We start from the raw sequence: 16,699 nt of genomic DNA on the forward strand, positions 1-16,699 counted from the left end.
GTTCTCTGGGCAGCTTGTCGCCAGCTTGCCCCCTTGCCCCCCGGTCCGGCAATGCTGCTTTGGGCCGAGACAAACCGATACGCTGGTGCAAAGCCCTCCTATGGCCGGCAACAAAAGCCCGTCCCGCGCGGGCATGCTGTTAGAATACGCAGCCTTTTTCAGCCCGTCACAGCGTCCCATGTCCCAGGATTCCAACCGCCTCGCCCTGTCCCGCCGCTTCTCCGTCGCGCCCATGATGGATTGGCTTGAAGAAGCACTATTCATGCGGGCTTCATGGCATTGCGTGTTCACTTTGTGTTCACTCAGCGATACACCGCTGCTACACCGATCAACCACCTGGCTGCTGACTGGACTGACAGAGAGCAAAAAGGATTGGACGCACTGAACAAGCTGTCACTCCAATACACAGCACTACCGACCGTCACTACCGCCACTTCCACTGCCAATTGCGTCACCGCTGATGCCATTTCAGGCGCAGCTGATGCCATTTCAGGCTCAAACAGTGCCATTTGTGGCAGCGTTTTTTCGATCATTTTTTGATCAACTGAAACCCAAAAACCCAGTATTGATCAGCGATTTCGCCGCTGAAAACTCCAAATAACCCAACCAAAATAAGGCATTAAGTCAATGGTTTTTAATTGGTGTTTTTGAGCGCAAACTGATACCTGGGCTTTCATGTCGCACTCACTCTTTACGACACTCTATTTGTATCGCATTGTAACTTTGCGATATACATGGCATGTCGATTGCTTATATATGCGACACTCTTACTATGTCGCAGATGAAAGTTAGTTATATTCCGCGACACTACCTCTTTGTCGCACGCAGAAGTTGGTTATATTGCGACACTCCCGCTATGTCGCATGGCAAAGTTAGTTATATTGCGACACTGCCTCTATGTCGCACAAGAAACTTGGTTATACTTGCGACACCCCTCCCTTTCCATATAACTATCTTTGGTTATAGTTAATAAAAAATCCTGACAAACCAAAAGCTGCAATGCAATAATAAGCACATAAGACGCTCTTAGCCAGTTGTGTCTTTGCACGACAACTAAGAAGGGCTTCTTAGTTAACTGGCCTGCTCACTCCCCTTCGGGGGTTGCGCTAATAATAATAAAAACAGGTGCATTATGACCATTGAAAATAAAAAAACCTCTCTAACCATTAGACTTACTCAAGAAGAGAAATATCTAGCAAAAGCCAAAGCCGATAGAGCGGGATACAAGACTCTCTCTGCATTTTTTCGTGATTATGTTATCAACGAAGATCCGAAAGAAAAGATCTCAATTCCCCCAGATACCTTCGAGATCATGTCCGCTCTTACACAGCTAAGCGCAGAAATTAACAGAGGTACAACTCGCCCACTTGCCAGTGAGCTAATTTCAAAAATCTCGAAAAACGTGATGGGGAATTAAATGATCGGAAAAATATTCCCTAAAAGCTCTGGATCATTTAAGAAAAGAATTCAGTATATTTTCGGCTACTCTAAGCATGACCATGCCATTAGCAAAATAAAAACCATCGGCGGCAACTACTTCTCTGCCGATCCGCTTCCTGCTTTGCTTTCTGGCAACAAGATAAAGATCGACGCCCTAGTAGCTGAATTCGACGAGATCGAGAAACTACGTAAGCTTTCTATCGACTCAGAAAAAAAGATCAAACCTGTCTTTCATGCGGTTCTTTCGCTGCGTCCCGGAGAGCATTTGAGTGATATAGAGTGGAATAATATTGCCCATCAGTACATGCAATGCCTTGGATTTACCTATGCCAATAAATACGTAGCAGTGCTGCACGAAGATACTAACCATCAGCACCTTCATATTGTTGGCAACCGCATCAAGTTCGAAGAAGGGTTTCGCATGGTCAGTGATAGCAACGAGCGATCAATCAGCGTTGACGCCGTGTCAGACATCGAAGATCTGTACGCCCTTGATAAATGCCCTAAGCCAAAGGAGACCTGGGGTACCGCCATCACTCATGCCGAGATGAAGTCAGCCATTGCGGAAAATGACTTGCCATTCAAGCACAAGATGATCGCGAAGATCGCCAGCTGCATTGAAAAGACCAACGAGACCAATGGCGACATGTTCACCTTCGCTAGCCTGTTGCGCCGCCAAAAGGTTTTCATCCACTTAACCCTGGACGAAACCGGTCAGCCTAAAGGCATCACATTTGAGAATGATGGAAGAATGATCAGCGGCAGACAGCTCAAAAGATCACGTTTGACGTGGCAAAAGTTAATTACACAAGAGAATATTCACTATGACCCCGAAACCATTTCAGATCTTGAGGCAGAAATTCAAAAAAGAGATGAAGGCGAATATGAAGTCGTTACAACCTACAGCAGGAGACACTACTTCTTCTTCGTCACAAAAACAAGAAAGTACCCTATCACTTTCAAATCAAAAGACGAAGACCTAACTGCTGTAATTACATTGATTTTATCTCTCTTGCTAGCACTTTTCGGAATTCAATTTTCGGTAGTAATTGCGGAGCCAGGTGACTATTTCATCGACTATGAAATTGGTAAGCCACTAAAAATTCCAGACCACGGATACGAGCCATAAAAGGCCCCTGCCTAGGCAATAACAAAAAATCAACTCTTTAAATCATCAAAAAAACAGCACTTCTTTTATTATTTATGCTACACGGCCACCACACATCTTGACCCAGAGCGAAATTTGAGCAAAATGCATGTTTGCGCTCAAACACTGGAGAAAATAAATGGAACTTATATCGCCTGCAGATATGACAAAAAAAGAACGCGATGAGTATGTTTTTTTGGCAAGCGTAAAGATTTGCCGAGGAGCTGGCGTAGATGTACCAGATGACCTTACCTCTAATTACATGCTCCTTTCTGAGAAACAGTCTGGGTATCAACATGATCTGCTTGATACCGTCTTTAACTGCCTGGCATTCATTCTTTTTCCGCAAGAGCTGGGTGATAAAGAAAGACTGGCAATGCAGGAGATGATGGCAATTGAATGCGAAGATGAAGAAGTAACTAACGCAATCGTTATGCAGCTTATCACTTACAGCAACTGTGCAATCATGGGTAAAGTCCCGAAATTCGAATAATCACGGTCGGACTCGAAAGTCCATGAATAACAATTGCCAGCTCAGCGAAGAAGAAATCCTGGATCTACGCCGTGAAATGCGGGAAGATTTGGAAAATATTTTGTTTGAGTTCAAAAAGAAGGAGGCTCACGGGCTCCTTGTTGCCGAGATCGGCGCACCGAAAACGTGAAGGTCTATGGTCGGCGCTGACACGAACAGTTTTTTGGGCGAGCCGGTGATCGAGCACTATTTCGGCGACGGGTTTCCGCAGACAAGTCAGTGGCTAGCGGCAGCGCAGGAACACCACTGATCGTGAAAGGTGGCGAGCACTACAGTCATGGCATGATAGAGCTCTTCCCGGTCTACCTCCAGAGCTTCGACCCAAGATTGATCGATGCCCAGCACCCTCCCCATCTCGATCAGAAATAGCTCCTTGCGGGTCTGATTGCGCTTGCCGGCGTACTCGTGGTCGGTGGAGGTCAGCTGCTTCATTGGGCTACTTGGGTGTTACCGCTAACAGAAAACTGCCCCCCCTGATGATTGAAAATTGCCCAAGGTCGATATGCCGATTTTGGACGAAAGGGCCTTGGTTCCATTGGAAGAAGGCGACCGCCATATCCCGCTGGAAGTGATCGACACGGTGCCGGCAGCCGCTCCACCAGCCTGCCCAGCCGGCAAACCGCTATGGCTGCGTTTTCAACAGAATCGGCCAAATGCGGAGGCGGCGGATTTCGGCGGAAGTGGATACAACATCCAGTCACCACGCCCTATGACGAGATGGCATTATGGTGTCAGGCTAAAGGGGCTCGATATTGCTGTCAGGGAGAGCATGGATGAGTCAGTACCTGTTGAGCTTCGCTAGGGAAAATCTTAATGATAAGCCAGACGCTTACCTGGCTTTGCTTTGGTGCATCTACCAAGTCAATGGCTCCAAGGGCCGATATTCTGAGCATATCAAAACGCATCTGAATGCAGCGTCCGAGCGCTTGCTTTCCACCGATTATCAAAGACTCGCTCGCCGGATAAAGACCGTCCTTGATGCAAAGCCTGAATTAGACTGGGTTGCACCTTCGGGTCTTACACCCTTAGCCAGTTTGCAGGCCAAAAACTTCCGAGGATTTGGTGACCTCGGGGGCGACGACAAAGGGACGCTGCTGCGATTTAGTAAGAGCAAAAATATCTTCTACGCCCCGAATGGCGGCGGGAAGACGTCCCTGTGCGAGGCGCTGGAGTACGGTACAACGGGACATATCAAAGAGGCAGAACGTCGCAAGACAAAGATTCGGGAATACATCAGACGAGGCTCGGCCAAGGAGAGCTTAACTCTGAGGGGGGCGAACAAGGCGAAAGTCGTACAAAGCATAACTTGGTCAAGCTGCTTCGTTGACCGCAACCGATTACAGGAATTCTCATTGCTGGGCTCCAAGGATACCGGTAGTGCAGAAAGCGATGTCCTTGCCACCCTGTTCGGACTCGAAGAGCTCCAGGAAGTCATCTCGCGCTTCGTCAGACCGGAAAGCTTCAATTTGACTAGCTACCTGCGATCCGACAATGCGGTGGCTATGGCTACATTGGTGCAGCGACGGGACGTACTTATCGAGAAGCGTAGAGCGCTCTTCGAGGCAATCAATGACCTCAATTCAAGAGTTTGTCAGATGCTTGGCTTGGCATCCGGGCACCACCACGCAGTTAAGGCCAGATTTGTGCGCTTGGAAGTGCTCAGGGAACTGAAAGTAAAAGCAGCGGAAAGGCTCAAGAACTTAGAGAGTCCCGTCCCGTTCACCTTGAGGCGGTTGGCTCGGGTGGCATCCATCTCAACGCGCTTACTGGAGCGCAAAGCCAAAATCGAATCGGCACTCCTTAAAGATGCCTCAGCACTGAACTACAGGGCGGTATTTGAGGCCATACAGGCGATAGAGCGCGATGGTACTGAGGGCGTAGATGCTTGCCCCGCATGCACAACGCCGTTGCGCAGCGTTACCGAGAACCCATTCGAAAAGGCTCGACGAGAGCTCCAGGCCCTCAATAATCTAACCAAGTTGCAGGCTGCTAATCGACAGAATCAGGGTCGAGTCATCCAACTGGCCAACAGGATTACTGCCGGCGTACTCGGCGTGGATTCAAATACCAGGCAGGGCGTACCATGCATGGTCTCTCTCGAAGGGCTACGAGCAGCGACTACAGCCTTTCAAAACGCCATCACGAGGACGGATGCTGCGGTGCTAGTGTTGGAGGCTTTCAATGAGCTGATGGTAGGCAATGACGAACAGCTACGACGGTATGTCAGTGCGTGCGACCGTAAGCTCGCTGAAGTATCCCGAGCTGATGTCGCTGTAGCCGAACTTGATTCCGAGGTTAACGCCATCAAGCTAACCGAGGAGTCACTTCGAGTACTCTTCGATGAAAAAAAAGCAGCGCAAAGAGAGTTGGAGCCGACAGGTGCTCAAATGGCAGATCTTGCCTGTCAACGCGCTGAGCTTGCTACCAGTAATGCGGACAATGTGCATTTCAACTCATTCATCCATGCACTTCAGGTCGAATACGGAAACCTCTATCACGATCTGATTAGCTACAAGCTATCCCTTGAGAAAGCCCGTCTCTCAGGCATCGAGTCGAAAGCTGCCGAGTACTACAAAGCGATCAATAACCACGATGACGAGCACGAGCGTATTGATGCACTTTGCTTTGAAAAGATCAGCGACCGCTACCGGATAAAAATCTCCAATAGCGACGGGACGTCGATTGATGCTTTCTCGGTACTGAGTGAAGGCCATTTGCGAGCCCTGGGCCTCTCGCTTCTTTTGGCTGTTGCCGAGAAAAACAAATTTCCGCTGATAGTTTTCGACGATGTGGTCAACGCTATCGATAGCGACCACAGGTCGAACATCATCGACCTTATTTTTTCAGACCCTTACTTGTGCCGCACCCAGATGATCGTGACGACACACGACCGTCTTTTTTGGGAGCGCTTCTGCATCATCGCTGAACGGCACCGGCTGGCAGATCAACACACAAGTAATGTGATGAGTTACACGAATAAGGGCATAGTTCTGGTAGATCACCCCGGGGGGTTTCAGGAAAAGGTCTACCGGGCGCTGGCGGTGTTCGATATAAGGCAAGCTCTGGTGTACTGCCGTATTTGGTTTGAATCGATGGTGGTGGAGTACTGCGTAGAAAGCGGTTTATCTGTAACGGCCAAATTTGGAAAAGCACAGCTCAAGCAGAACATGTACCTACAGCTCAGCCTCGAAGAAACGTTCAGACTTGTCGAACAGCGCCTCTCCTACGACCTTACTCACTTCAGCTTGATTAAAAGCGATTTGGTGAATTGGCGCGGACAAAATCAGGAGCATCATGCGTTTGAAGAGGGCAGTCTTAACTTCGTCCATTCAAAAACCAGCAGAGAAGTCATCAAGATCTATGACGCGCTCCGGCTTCTCCAGTGCCAGCTTTTCCCTCATGCAAAGAAAGCTTCTGGTGAGAAGCTTCTCATCGACATAAATCAGCGCATAGAGCGTGGAAACCGGAAAATAGCGGGGCTCGGCGGTGCCCCTACTGAAGTACAACAGCAACATGCCCGATTACTACAGGAGCTGAAAGATCTTGCGGCAGAGGCCACTCAGGAGCTGCTATACATCGAACAATGCATTGCTACAAATCAGCCGGAGGATTCTGCATTAAATGCGAATGTGGAGCCGGCCATCGCCGGGCAAAGCGAGCCTGAGTAGCTCCCAAATATTGGTTTATCCGGGTTAAATCAAAACGCAATTAAGAGCTATTGTTCATATTTCTACGCCCAAACTGTATCGGGCAGAGATATCAGAGCTTTGTGAGTGTGGTGGTGCATTGCTCTGCGTTCGACGACCCCATTATGAGGTCGCTGCCAGATACACCGATGCATAAGGTGCTGATGTGAACTTCTGCTTTTTGCCGCTTTTTGCCTGTCGCATCAGGGAGTCGGCCTGTCCTGTCTGTCACAATGTATGACCTCGGTTATTGGCCTGGCTCTGCTGGCTCAAGGTCGACCACATCGAAACGATCATGCAGTTGGAGAAATGAAATGGGCACCAAGCAAGTGACTATCGAGGATTGGGACGGCGATGGTGCTATCCGCATTCCCGATGAAGCACTTCAAGAGCTCGGCATCGATGTCGGCGACACGCTCTATGTGATCGAGGAATACGTTGGCACTACCCGTTGCCTTGTGCTCAGCAAGACACCACGGATCCCAGATCGTACCGATGATCTGGTCGCCCAGTGGGATCGCAACAGAGACGAATAACACGCTACAAATGCGGGTAGATACCATGTCAGCCCATGGCCCGTTTCTCCGGGCGGTCATAGGCTTTATTGATCGCTTAAGAGATGGCACCTCTACGGGCTCTTCAGCGGTGTTATCAGCGGCCAGGCGACTGCACAGCCGCAAGCTGAGGTGCGAACGACTACCCCGACATGGGCAATCTGAATAGCCCTGATCCGTCAAAACCGATGTACACGTCCTATAGAAGACGATACCGGCCTCGGTAAGCGCCAGTTGCATCTACGTCGAGTAGGACATAACCTAAAAGCAGGTTTCGGAAGCCCCTGCCCTTCCCCTGCGCAAGATGCGCCACGGTGAATGCCTTCCTTTCTCCGCGTCAGCGGATCGCGTCAAACCATACAATGGGTCAATCCTTCGATCATTTGTATGTCTGGAACGGGGGAGCAGATGTGCACCAGATCTGAGGAAACCTCGTATGGCCATATCTCGCAAACAAGTCCTTGAACTAGCCAAAATCCTGAATTCAACGACCAAAGCCCTTGGACAAAGCAGCAAGCTAGCTGCACATCAAGAAAAACTCAGTCATTTGCTGGGCTACCCTCATTGGAATGCTGCAAGTGCTGACCTTCCAGGCACAATCCCAGAGGAAACTGCGGTAGCAATCGCCTTGCTGGAGATTTCTGGGCAGTCGCCAATGACCTTTCTCGCGCATGGGCGTGCTGCGCCATGGAATTTGCCATTGGTGGTTCGTGATTACCTTGTCGCCCAATCATTGAACCCTGACGGGTTTGGGGTTACCAGCTACACTAGGCCTGACCCTGTGGGGGAGCCGAAGCCTCGATTCCTAACCACTCGCGTGATCAGCACTGTCGATGAGTACACCGAGCACAGAGAGCTGCTAGATCCCAACGACATCAGTTACTGCCACCAGAACCACACACCTATCGTGGTGACCTTCGCAGATCAGACAGGAAAATTTTCTTTCAAACTGACCATCTGGCTAGTCACTTTCTACGCCCTAAGTGATTCACCGATTTACTTCAACGGTGCCTCGCACAAACCTATGTACAACAGCATTGTTGAGACGATTACTGGGGTAGAGCCCGCCAATCGCAAAGGCTATTGCTTGGTTGAAAGTGATGATGCGCGGAATCCACATTCCCTTATAAAGTGCGATGAGCAGGGTAGAGAGATTGAGCACGTCAGAAACCTCCCGCCACTACCCGAGAGTGAGCTTTGGGCCGAACTCAAGGCCTACAATGACCAGCTGAGACTATCCCTCACGGACGCGGCAGAGATAGCGAAGGCTACGGTGGACATGTACGCCGAGTATGCAGGAGGAGAAACCTTCGACTGAGGGTTAGAGGTGAAAAACCGCCTCCGTGGGCGGTTTTTTTGTCCTGCGGAAAGTCAGGCCAGGCGGGTGAGCCTATCGAATATGGCCACGGTCATGCCTCGGCAGCATATGGTGGCATGGCGCTAGCTCAATGGTATGCGTCCGGCGATCACGCCTTGCGTAGCGAAACCGGCTCCTGAACAACCCGGGCCTTGAACGGTTTGGGGTAAGAGCTTCGTTGGCGCATGGAAATCCCGGCGATAAGGGTTATCGCGTCCGCTTAAAAATACGCGGACACCATCGCCCCTAATACTGGGATTAGGAAGGCGTGTTCGCCATCCGGTTACGCTCAATGATTTGCAGATCGCTCTACGCATAGGAACTGAGGGAAATCTCGGATTAGCCAGCCAATTGGTTTCTTGTAGGGCCCCGCTACGAGAGCGGCACGCGAAAATATGGCTTGCAAATGCGATGAACGAGCGCCCCCTCTGAATAAAAGACACTCAGCTCACACCAAGCGCCTTGAACGCTGCATCCACAGGATCGCTATAGAAGCTGGTTTGGAACTTGGCGAACAGTTCACCGGGCACGGTTGGAATGTCCGTCACACTGGCCATAGGCAGGAGGATACGTTTCGCTCCCGCATCGAAAGCCACTTGCATGCATTCGGCCAGGTTTTCTACTGGCACCACATTTCCCCCAAGGCTCATGTCGCCAAGTACCACCATCTGCGCTTGCAGTGGCCGCTGCATCAATGCTGAGCAGTAAGCAACGAAGCCAGCGAGGGTCAGGGCTTTGGGAGCGCCCGTGTTGTGAAGCTCAACGGTATGCAGGTGGTAGTCATGGTCGCCCACCTTTGACGCTGCGCTCACCCGATTGATGTTGGCCTTGAAGTAGTCGAATGCGACCTTCAGGGCCTCTTTCGCTGATGAACTGCTTCCGAGGCCAGACATATTCAGCTTGCCGCTACCGCCAGTGATCTGGGTTTCCAAGCGGTAAAGTCCTAAGTGCCCACTGGCACCGGTAGACACCAGGTGCATTGTTCCTGGCTTGCCCTGCCCCTCTGGGATCAGGCCGCCACCACCCTGCTCCGGCACGCTGATGAAAGTCTCCTCCAGGGTGTCGACGTCGATGTATGAGAAGTGCACATCGAAGAACTCCATCCCACCGATTTTCTTCAGCTGCTCCTTCACACGGCGACGGGTCTCCAAAGCGTACTCAAGGCAGCGGCGCACAGCTTCGCGGTCGTAGTCAGCGCTAGGATGCAGAAGCTTCAGAAGCCCCGATACAGTCCTGCGTACAGCAATGGTGTCACGCTGATTTAGGTTGTTGCCCAGTTTGAAGAAACGGTCGATGGCATCGGCAAAGTTTCGTTTGCGCATCTCGCGCATGAACTCGGCCAGGTAATCGGTGATCAGCCCGTAGCGATTAGTGAAAAACTCAGGGCGCATCTTCGGTACCTCCCAGCCAGGGATGTAGGCATGGAAACGGTCGAAAAACGCAGAGTCGATCATCGCGCTTGGAAACGGTGCCAGTAGGTGACTGGTCTTGACCAAGGTGTCCACCGGTTGGTTGATGTTGCCGACAAACATCATGCTCGCAGACGCTGAGATGGAGTCACGCCCACGGGCGAAGGAGCCCGAGGCCATGTAGTCCTTCATGATCTGGACGCCGTCCTTGTCCTTGAACGAGATGCCCGCCACCTCGTCGAAGGCCACCACATCCCACATCCCGACCAACCCGACTTGCCTGCGCGACATGTTGTAAAAGAGGTTGGCAACGGTGGTCTGCCCGCCGGAAACCAAGATGCTGTTCGGGCTGACCTCCTTGTAAATGTGGCTCTTACCTGTCCCTCGGGGGCCAAGCTCGCAGCAGTTGAAGTTGTTTTCGACGAAGGCAATCATCCGCGTCAGCAGATGCCATTTCGTGCGGTCATTGAAATGAGCTGGCTCCATGCCCGTTGAGCGCAGCAGCACATCAATCCACTCGCTTTCACTGAACGCCTTGCGCGCCTCAAGCAACGCGTCCATATCCATGTTCGGCATCTGGATGGGCTTGAGATCATGCACCGTGAAAGGCGAACCTTTGGCCCCTTCCTCGAAGAAGTAATTCAAGGTAACGATGCACCAGATCCCACCCGCAAGGAGCTTCTCAAACTCCTTGATGAAGCGGCTGGGGATTTCGGCATCTTTGACGCCCAGGTTCATAAATAGCGCCTGGTAGATATCCCTGCGCTCGTTCAGGCTTACAGAAACCTTGTCGATGATTTTGAAACTGCCGCGCTCGCGGATCTTCGACTTAACCTTTTCGGCCTCGTCGGGGCGAACGTAGTTTTCAGCAAGGATGCGCTTTACGGTTTCCAAGCCATCGGCAATGACCTCCTCGTTATCCGAGGCGCAGTACATGCCGAGCAGATACTCAAGCACGTACACCGGAACGTTGATGCCTTCCTTCAAACGCTTGGTCAGATCCTTGCGTACTACCTTGCCGGTGAAGAACCGGTTCAGCAAAGCGTCGAGATCCAGGTCAAGATTGCCGCTATCAGAAGTCAAAGTCATTGCTAATCGCCAGGTTGATACGGACATCAATTCGGAACTGCTCAACGTCGGTTTCGGCGTCAAGCAGCTTTAAGAAGTAGCGTTCGCTTGAGGAGAACGGTCGGTTCAATAGCGTCAGAATGACTTTGCGTTGGCGCTGGTCGAGATTCTGAGAGTCGCTGTCCAAGGAAACCAGCTCCACGGCGGATACGGCCTCACCAGCATCATCGTATAGCCCTACGCGCAGCACTGCCGGCAGCACCCGCTCGGAGACCGCCTCCGTCTGCAACAGATTGAACACATAACGGTTGGTGGTGATGGTGAAGTTGTTACCCAACACCGTGACCTGCGCCTTACGCACTGTCGTGTCTTTGGCCTTCTGACCGCGTACCTGTTGCACCTTGAGCACTGGTACAGCCACTTCCTGCAACGCAGCACCACCATGAATAAAGCGTGCGCCACCGACAAAATGGAACCGGTTCACCCCACGTGGTGACCAGAACATCATGTCGTCGCTGATGCCTGCGGTGTCCCTAATATAGCCAGCATGCACCTGCTCGCTACTGCCCAGGTTGCGACCAATCAGATAGCGCTTCTTCGAGACCACAGCCCCAGAGGGCTTGGTGACCAGCTTGCTCTTGTCTAGAGCTTCAAGCGCTGAGTCTTGGAACAGGAAGCCATGATCCGCTGTGACCAACACCCGATGACCGTTCAGGTTATTGATGATGCGACTGACGATGGACTCCAGCTCCTCAATGGCATCACGACAAGCAGCGAAGGTGCTGATTTCGGTGCTTGAGGTGTCACCAACCGCATCGATCCTGTTGTGATAAATGTAGATAACACGGTAAGGCTTGATCAGCTCTCGCCCATCAGTCTTGTTCATAGTCAGGAAGTCTTCGGCACGCATGGCCAGACCATTCACGCTGGCTAGAATCTTGTTGCGCGCCTCCAGACCATCACTGCTCAGTCCATCCACCTGTACCAGGCCCACATCGGTGTAGCTCAGTGCCTTGTGCGGCAGCAGGCTGGCCATACCGAGCTTCGTGTAGGACGGCAGCACGCCAAGTTGGCTACTTAGCTCTGCGGCGAACCGATACTTACCATTGAGCGACTCACTCAGCTCCTGAGCTACCTCATAGCGCAGCGCATCACTGATCACCACGAACACCCGGCGATCCTCGCCACCTTTCAGATAGCGTTCCACCTGCTCCGCATAGAAGTTTTGCTGATTGGGTATCTCAGGCAATTGCCACTGTTGCAGCAGGCCACCATCGACAAAACTGCCCCACTTCTGCGCCAGTGGTTGCAGGAAGCCGTTCAGGTAGTCCTGCTCAACCCGTGAGGTCAACGGGGACAAGGCATCCGGGCTGCGCGCGTACACAGCATCAGCGGCTTCGTGATACATCCGATAGAGCTGATCGAAACGATAAAGCTCGCTGGTATAGGCGCTATAGCAGGCTTCAGCGGACGCAAAAGAAAAGCCACCGGCATAATGCAACTTCAGTTCGAACAGCTCGGATGCTGCAATCAGCGAACGGTAATAGGCGTACCACACCGACCGGTTGGCATCCTCGTTATCCGGCCAGCGAGGATTGGCCCAGTAACCATCCATGCGCCGGCTGGCCATATCCCGCAATGTCAGGCCAACCGCTTGGCTGGTGTTAGAGAGCACGGCATCGCGCAAACGCTCGGCAATCTGACGCTCAACATCAACAAAGGTACTGACGGCCATCAGCGCTTCCATTGGCACCTGAGCCAACAGTTCAGTCGGGCGCAAATCTGCCGCCACTCGTTTCGACAAGCGATCATAAGCACGCTGCCGCAAGGTGCTGTCGCGCCACTGCGACAGGAATACCGCGACATTGGCAGCGCGTGCGGGGTTGAGCTGAAGGGCCTTGAGGTTGGCCGGAGCATGGGTATGCAAGGCATGCCCGATGTCAGTAGCAAACAGACGCACCAAGAAATGACGCAGGGAAGGCTCACCATGCTGATAACCGAAAGCCTGCAACATCAACTGCCAGAACACCGGCTGCATGTCGAATTTACAGATCGACTCCCACAGGGGGTTGTTTTCCAGCTCCTCAGCCTCGGCCAAGGTGGCGAAAATGGCCGTGAGCACCGCAAACAATTCAGCCTGCTCAACCTTGGCCAGTACCGCGAGGATCTTCAGATCCAGCGACGCCTCATCGTCCTCTGGATTGAGCAGTCGCTGGAGCTTGGTAACTCGATCTTTACTGGCAAAGAACGCGCTACGCAGTTTCAGGTGCTCACGCAAAGTCTGCTGACGCAGCCCCAGTTCCTGCAAGAGCATGGACGTCCGGTCTGCGGCGAATGGCGCTGCATACAAACGAATATCCAGCAGCCAATCCTGCTCTGGCTCAGGGCGAGCATTGTCTTCGTAAATCAGAAAATGACCGACAGGGTTCAGCAGCTCGATCTGCTGCTTGATCGCGAGCGCCGGCATAACTGACCGACGCACAATTTGCACATTTTCCAGTGACAGGGTATCCAGGGTCTCACTGAATTCGCCCTGCGGATCCTCCCACCACACCACACGGCTGGATGCGAACTGCTGTTGCAGACCATCGATGATCCTGGCGAGTTGTGCGGATAGCTCAGACATCAATCACCGACCCCAGCGGTATGGTTCAAACTGAAAAAAGGCACCTAAAGTGCCCCTCTCTGTAGAAGAAATAAACAACGCCGACATGTCGGCACGTCAAAGCCTACCAATCAGGTATTCAGCCTGCTGGCGAAAAACACCATAGGCCTCATCGAAACTCGGACGCACCGAGCCGAACACCAGCGGAATCAGGTGCTTTTCATATTCCTGGCGTATCGCTGGATCTTGCTCAGCTTGCACTAGCGCTGCGTGTAGCGTGTCCTTTGCCGCAACGGCGAACGGCGGAAATTGCTGGCCAAACTCCTCAGTGTCGAATTGCACCAATGCCCGGAAACCTTCGGCGGCCTTTACCGTGACCTGCGAATCAATACGGCAGATGCAGAACACATCGTAAACGTGCCTAACCAGCGTTTTATCCCACGACTGGTGCATCGCGCCTGCACGATGTTGGGCATAACGACGCAAAAAAGAAATCACCTTCTCTGCCAGCGTCTCCTCAATCGCCACACACTCAATCCGCCCTTGGAGTTGTGGGCGAGATGCCAGGCGGTCTACGAGGTAACCCAAGGGCTGAATGGTGGTAACAAACTGCGGGGCACGAACCGTCAGCTCAAGGCTTAAATAGGGCCTCAAGCTGGTGTCATGCGCATAACGGGATGCATACAGCCAGCGGGTAGCAAAATAGCGATTCTGGTTACGGGCAATACGAGCATCTTTATCCTCGACAAAGCCTAAAGACTCGAGACGTTGAGTCACCTCAGCCTTCAACTGACTCAGGTGATTCTTGATGGCTGAAGCCCCGCCAATTTTCGGCTCATCAAGCACGACCTTGAGGTCGACATCCTCGGACATACGCTCGATCAACCCATAAGCCTTAGATAGACTCGTGCCGCCACAGAAAACCAAGCGGGTAGCTGGATGCTGTATATCCAAAACCACACGCAGGGCATCGGTAACGTGAACATCCTTCTCCAGGATGCTGGCAGTCAAAAGGCCGACATCAAGCTCAGCCAGTACCGCCTCGATCAGTTCAGCCTGATCAGGCGTGATGGCTTTCATAGGCCACCGTCTGCTTACCGAAGCCCAGCTTGCGAGTGATTCGGCGACGCCCCGTGTCCAGCACAATGCCAGCGGCCAATTGCTGAGATGCGCCTGAGTTGTACTCACGCACTGCACGAGATGCCCCGACCTTGACGCCGAGCTTTTGCAAGACCAGAGGTGCCAGCACTTCCAGAGGTTGAACAGGGATAGGCTTGCCGGTCAGCGCACTGGGCTTAGCCTTGGCGAACACACCAAGGCCCAGCTTCACCAGCACGCCTTCAGCAATGAGCTGCCTAATGGCGCGAGAGAGCTGAGCCGGGCTACCAAACCGGGCAAACTCGGATCGCAAGAACACATCGTCCTTGCGCAAGGCGATGGCACGTTTCAACCGCTCTTCAACTTGCATACACCCTCCTCACCTCAGAAAAAATAGCAGGAAACCTATTGATTTTTATAGCTTTTATAGATCAAGCCATGCTCACCACTTCTGACAGTATACACTAGGCATCGGGCCGCGCTCCGCCCAAAGTAAAGGGATTCTGGAGTCAAAGAGCGCGGTCAAGACGACAAAGCAGGCTCAACGGAAAATGTCATATCGCGTCGAAGACAGCCTCTGAATAGAAACCTCATTACCCTGCTCAGCGGCCCGAGACAGCCAATAATAAGAATCCTCAAGGTTGCTTCCTGCCAGCTCAGCGCCTAAGTTGCCCTGCGCAATAGCATGGCCTCGCTCGGCAGCCATACGTAGCCACTCAAGAGCTTCAGTTTTATCTTTCGCATACATGGACATATTGAACTGCGCGTCCCTGTCACCTTCGTTAGCCATTCTCTCGCACCAAGACCGGTGATCAGAAAAATACGAATTCAATAGCATGAAGACTTTTTCCACAGATTCAGCGTCTACATTACGAAAGGAAATACACTCCTCCCCCATCCTGAAAATCGAAGCGCCTTTAATTTCAAACCCATCAAAACCCAATCTGTATCCATAGGAAGAGGCTTTACCTGAGACAGGCTTGAAGTCAAAATTCTGATCAGTTACCAGCAAGCCTTCTTTTCCTGTAAAACCTCGTGAGTCATCAATAAGAAGCAATGCTTTTTGCTTACCCAGGGCCGCTGCAAAATGACGAGCACGAATAGCAGCCCTCAGTCTTTCTGGAGAAATATTTGGAACTACATGAATACGCTCAGCCAAACTCCCGGTGGAGTTCAAACACTGAACGTATTGCTCCAACATTGGCTCACCAGAAGAAAGATCACCAAGCACGATCTCAACACTTCCACCATCTGCTTTCTCAACAGGTGTAGCAGATGCCAGCTTCGCTATTTCATCTTGCAACTCAGTCGCTGGCGTTTTCCTCTTCAAGACGAAATGACGGACAGCAAAATATAGAATCAACCCAAGACCCAGACCAACCAGGCAAAACGAAACCACCAATACGGCAACAAAGACATTGAAACAGATTGCATATCTAGTTAACCATCGCCCCCAAAATGAAACGTGCTTTTGAGCAGTTGCTCGCCAAACAGAAACAATTGCGATGACCTGATAAAGCAGGACAACTACGGCTGCGGTGGCTGGCGCAGACAACGCCCCCATAATAGACATAAGCCCTAGCAGTCCATTATCTGAACCTGCGGACTCCATGGAGCCGACCTTGTATGCAATGTACAAATAGGCCAAACCTACAACCAGAAACGACCCCAAAAACGCAAATAACCAATATGTAGCGGCTACACCATAATCACCACGAACCAACTTGCTATTCCAAAGCCGGCTCCTGAAATACAAAAACAATGCAACAATAACAGCACCGACCATAACCACCCCCAAACCAC

15 protein-coding genes are annotated in these 16,699 nt (G+C 51.8%); 9 read left to right on the top strand and 6 right to left on the bottom strand.

Annotated elements, in window-relative coordinates:
• Positions 1 to 273: 273 nt before the first annotated feature.
• The 5 genes from BLT86_RS25695 to BLT86_RS25705 all read left to right on the top strand — a co-directional run bounded on the left by BLT86_RS25695 (position 274) and on the right by BLT86_RS25705 (position 3,249).
• Entirely contained in the window at positions 274 to 540 is a 267-nt protein-coding gene (locus tag BLT86_RS25695) for a hypothetical protein (RefSeq protein WP_157719662.1), read from the top strand.
• A 592-nt stretch (positions 541 to 1,132) separates the two neighbouring features.
• Positions 1,133 to 1,417, top strand: a complete 285-nt coding sequence (locus BLT86_RS25700) for a plasmid mobilization protein (RefSeq protein WP_157719663.1) — start codon at positions 1,133 to 1,135, stop codon at positions 1,415 to 1,417.
• Positions 1,418 to 2,569, top strand: coding sequence for a relaxase/mobilization nuclease domain-containing protein (locus BLT86_RS08210; RefSeq protein ID WP_023131623.1), 1,152 nt, complete (start codon positions 1,418 to 1,420; stop codon positions 2,567 to 2,569).
• A 157-nt stretch (positions 2,570 to 2,726) separates the two neighbouring features.
• Positions 2,727 to 3,080: a hypothetical protein gene (locus BLT86_RS08215; RefSeq protein WP_092375979.1), complete on the top strand. Its 354-nt coding sequence runs from the start codon at positions 2,727 to 2,729 to the stop codon at positions 3,078 to 3,080.
• A 22-nt stretch (positions 3,081 to 3,102) separates the two neighbouring features.
• Positions 3,103 to 3,249 (top strand): hypothetical protein, encoded by a 147-nt coding sequence (locus BLT86_RS25705; protein ID WP_021219082.1) that lies wholly within the window; start codon positions 3,103 to 3,105, stop codon positions 3,247 to 3,249.
• An 86-nt stretch (positions 3,250 to 3,335) separates the two neighbouring features.
• On the opposite strand, the gene BLT86_RS08220 is transcribed toward BLT86_RS25705, so the two are convergent.
• On the bottom strand, positions 3,336 to 3,551 hold the full coding sequence (locus tag BLT86_RS08220) for a hypothetical protein (protein WP_021219083.1): 216 nt from the start codon (positions 3,549 to 3,551) through the stop codon (positions 3,336 to 3,338).
• Between the two features lie 55 nt (positions 3,552 to 3,606).
• On the opposite strand from BLT86_RS08220, the gene BLT86_RS25710 reads away from it, so the two are divergent.
• From BLT86_RS25710 to BLT86_RS08235, 4 genes are all read left to right on the top strand, one after another.
• A complete protein-coding gene (locus BLT86_RS25710; protein ID WP_128622374.1) occupies positions 3,607 to 3,921 on the top strand; it encodes a hypothetical protein in 315 nt (104 codons plus the stop codon).
• A complete protein-coding gene (locus tag BLT86_RS08225) occupies positions 3,893 to 6,787 on the top strand; it encodes an ATP-binding protein (RefSeq protein WP_021219084.1) in 2,895 nt (964 codons plus the stop codon). Before BLT86_RS25710 ends, BLT86_RS08225 begins: the two co-directional genes overlap by 29 nt.
• A gap of 332 nt (positions 6,788 to 7,119) precedes the next feature.
• Positions 7,120 to 7,341, top strand: coding sequence for an AbrB/MazE/SpoVT family DNA-binding domain-containing protein (locus BLT86_RS08230; protein WP_021219085.1), 222 nt, complete (start codon positions 7,120 to 7,122; stop codon positions 7,339 to 7,341).
• A gap of 454 nt (positions 7,342 to 7,795) precedes the next feature.
• Entirely contained in the window at positions 7,796 to 8,677 is an 882-nt protein-coding gene (locus BLT86_RS08235) for a hypothetical protein (RefSeq protein ID WP_157719664.1), read from the top strand.
• A 482-nt stretch (positions 8,678 to 9,159) separates the two neighbouring features.
• Here the strand turns inward: BLT86_RS08235 and brxL are convergent, their stop codons facing one another.
• The 5 genes from brxL to BLT86_RS25715 all read right to left on the bottom strand — a co-directional run bounded on the left by brxL (position 9,160) and on the right by BLT86_RS25715 (position 16,682).
• Positions 9,160 to 11,214 carry a protease Lon-related BREX system protein BrxL gene (brxL, locus tag BLT86_RS08240; RefSeq protein ID WP_021219088.1) on the bottom strand — a complete coding sequence of 685 codons (2,055 nt, stop codon included), beginning with the start codon at positions 11,212 to 11,214 and terminating at the stop codon, positions 9,160 to 9,162.
• Positions 11,198 to 13,819 (bottom strand): BREX-1 system phosphatase PglZ type A, encoded by a 2,622-nt coding sequence (gene pglZ, locus BLT86_RS08245; protein WP_021219089.1) that lies wholly within the window; start codon positions 13,817 to 13,819, stop codon positions 11,198 to 11,200. Before pglZ ends, brxL begins: the two co-directional genes overlap by 17 nt.
• Before the next feature lie 96 nt (positions 13,820 to 13,915).
• The gene (locus BLT86_RS08250) at positions 13,916 to 14,878 is read right to left on the bottom strand and encodes a nucleotidyl transferase AbiEii/AbiGii toxin family protein (RefSeq protein WP_092375988.1); all 963 of its coding nucleotides are present in this window, start codon (positions 14,876 to 14,878) and stop codon (positions 13,916 to 13,918) included.
• Positions 14,859 to 15,266, bottom strand: a complete 408-nt coding sequence (locus tag BLT86_RS08255; protein ID WP_021219091.1) for a hypothetical protein — start codon at positions 15,264 to 15,266, stop codon at positions 14,859 to 14,861. The genes BLT86_RS08250 and BLT86_RS08255 overlap by 20 nt, the downstream gene beginning before the upstream one ends.
• 171 nt (positions 15,267 to 15,437) lie before the next feature.
• Positions 15,438 to 16,682 carry a tetratricopeptide repeat protein gene (locus BLT86_RS25715; RefSeq protein ID WP_128622375.1) on the bottom strand — a complete coding sequence of 415 codons (1,245 nt, stop codon included), beginning with the start codon at positions 16,680 to 16,682 and terminating at the stop codon, positions 15,438 to 15,440.
• Positions 16,683 to 16,699 lie beyond the last annotated feature (17 nt).

The sequence above is a fragment of the Pseudomonas sihuiensis genome (assembly GCF_900106015.1).
In the GTDB taxonomy this organism is placed as follows: domain Bacteria; phylum Pseudomonadota; class Gammaproteobacteria; order Pseudomonadales; family Pseudomonadaceae; genus Aquipseudomonas; species Aquipseudomonas sihuiensis.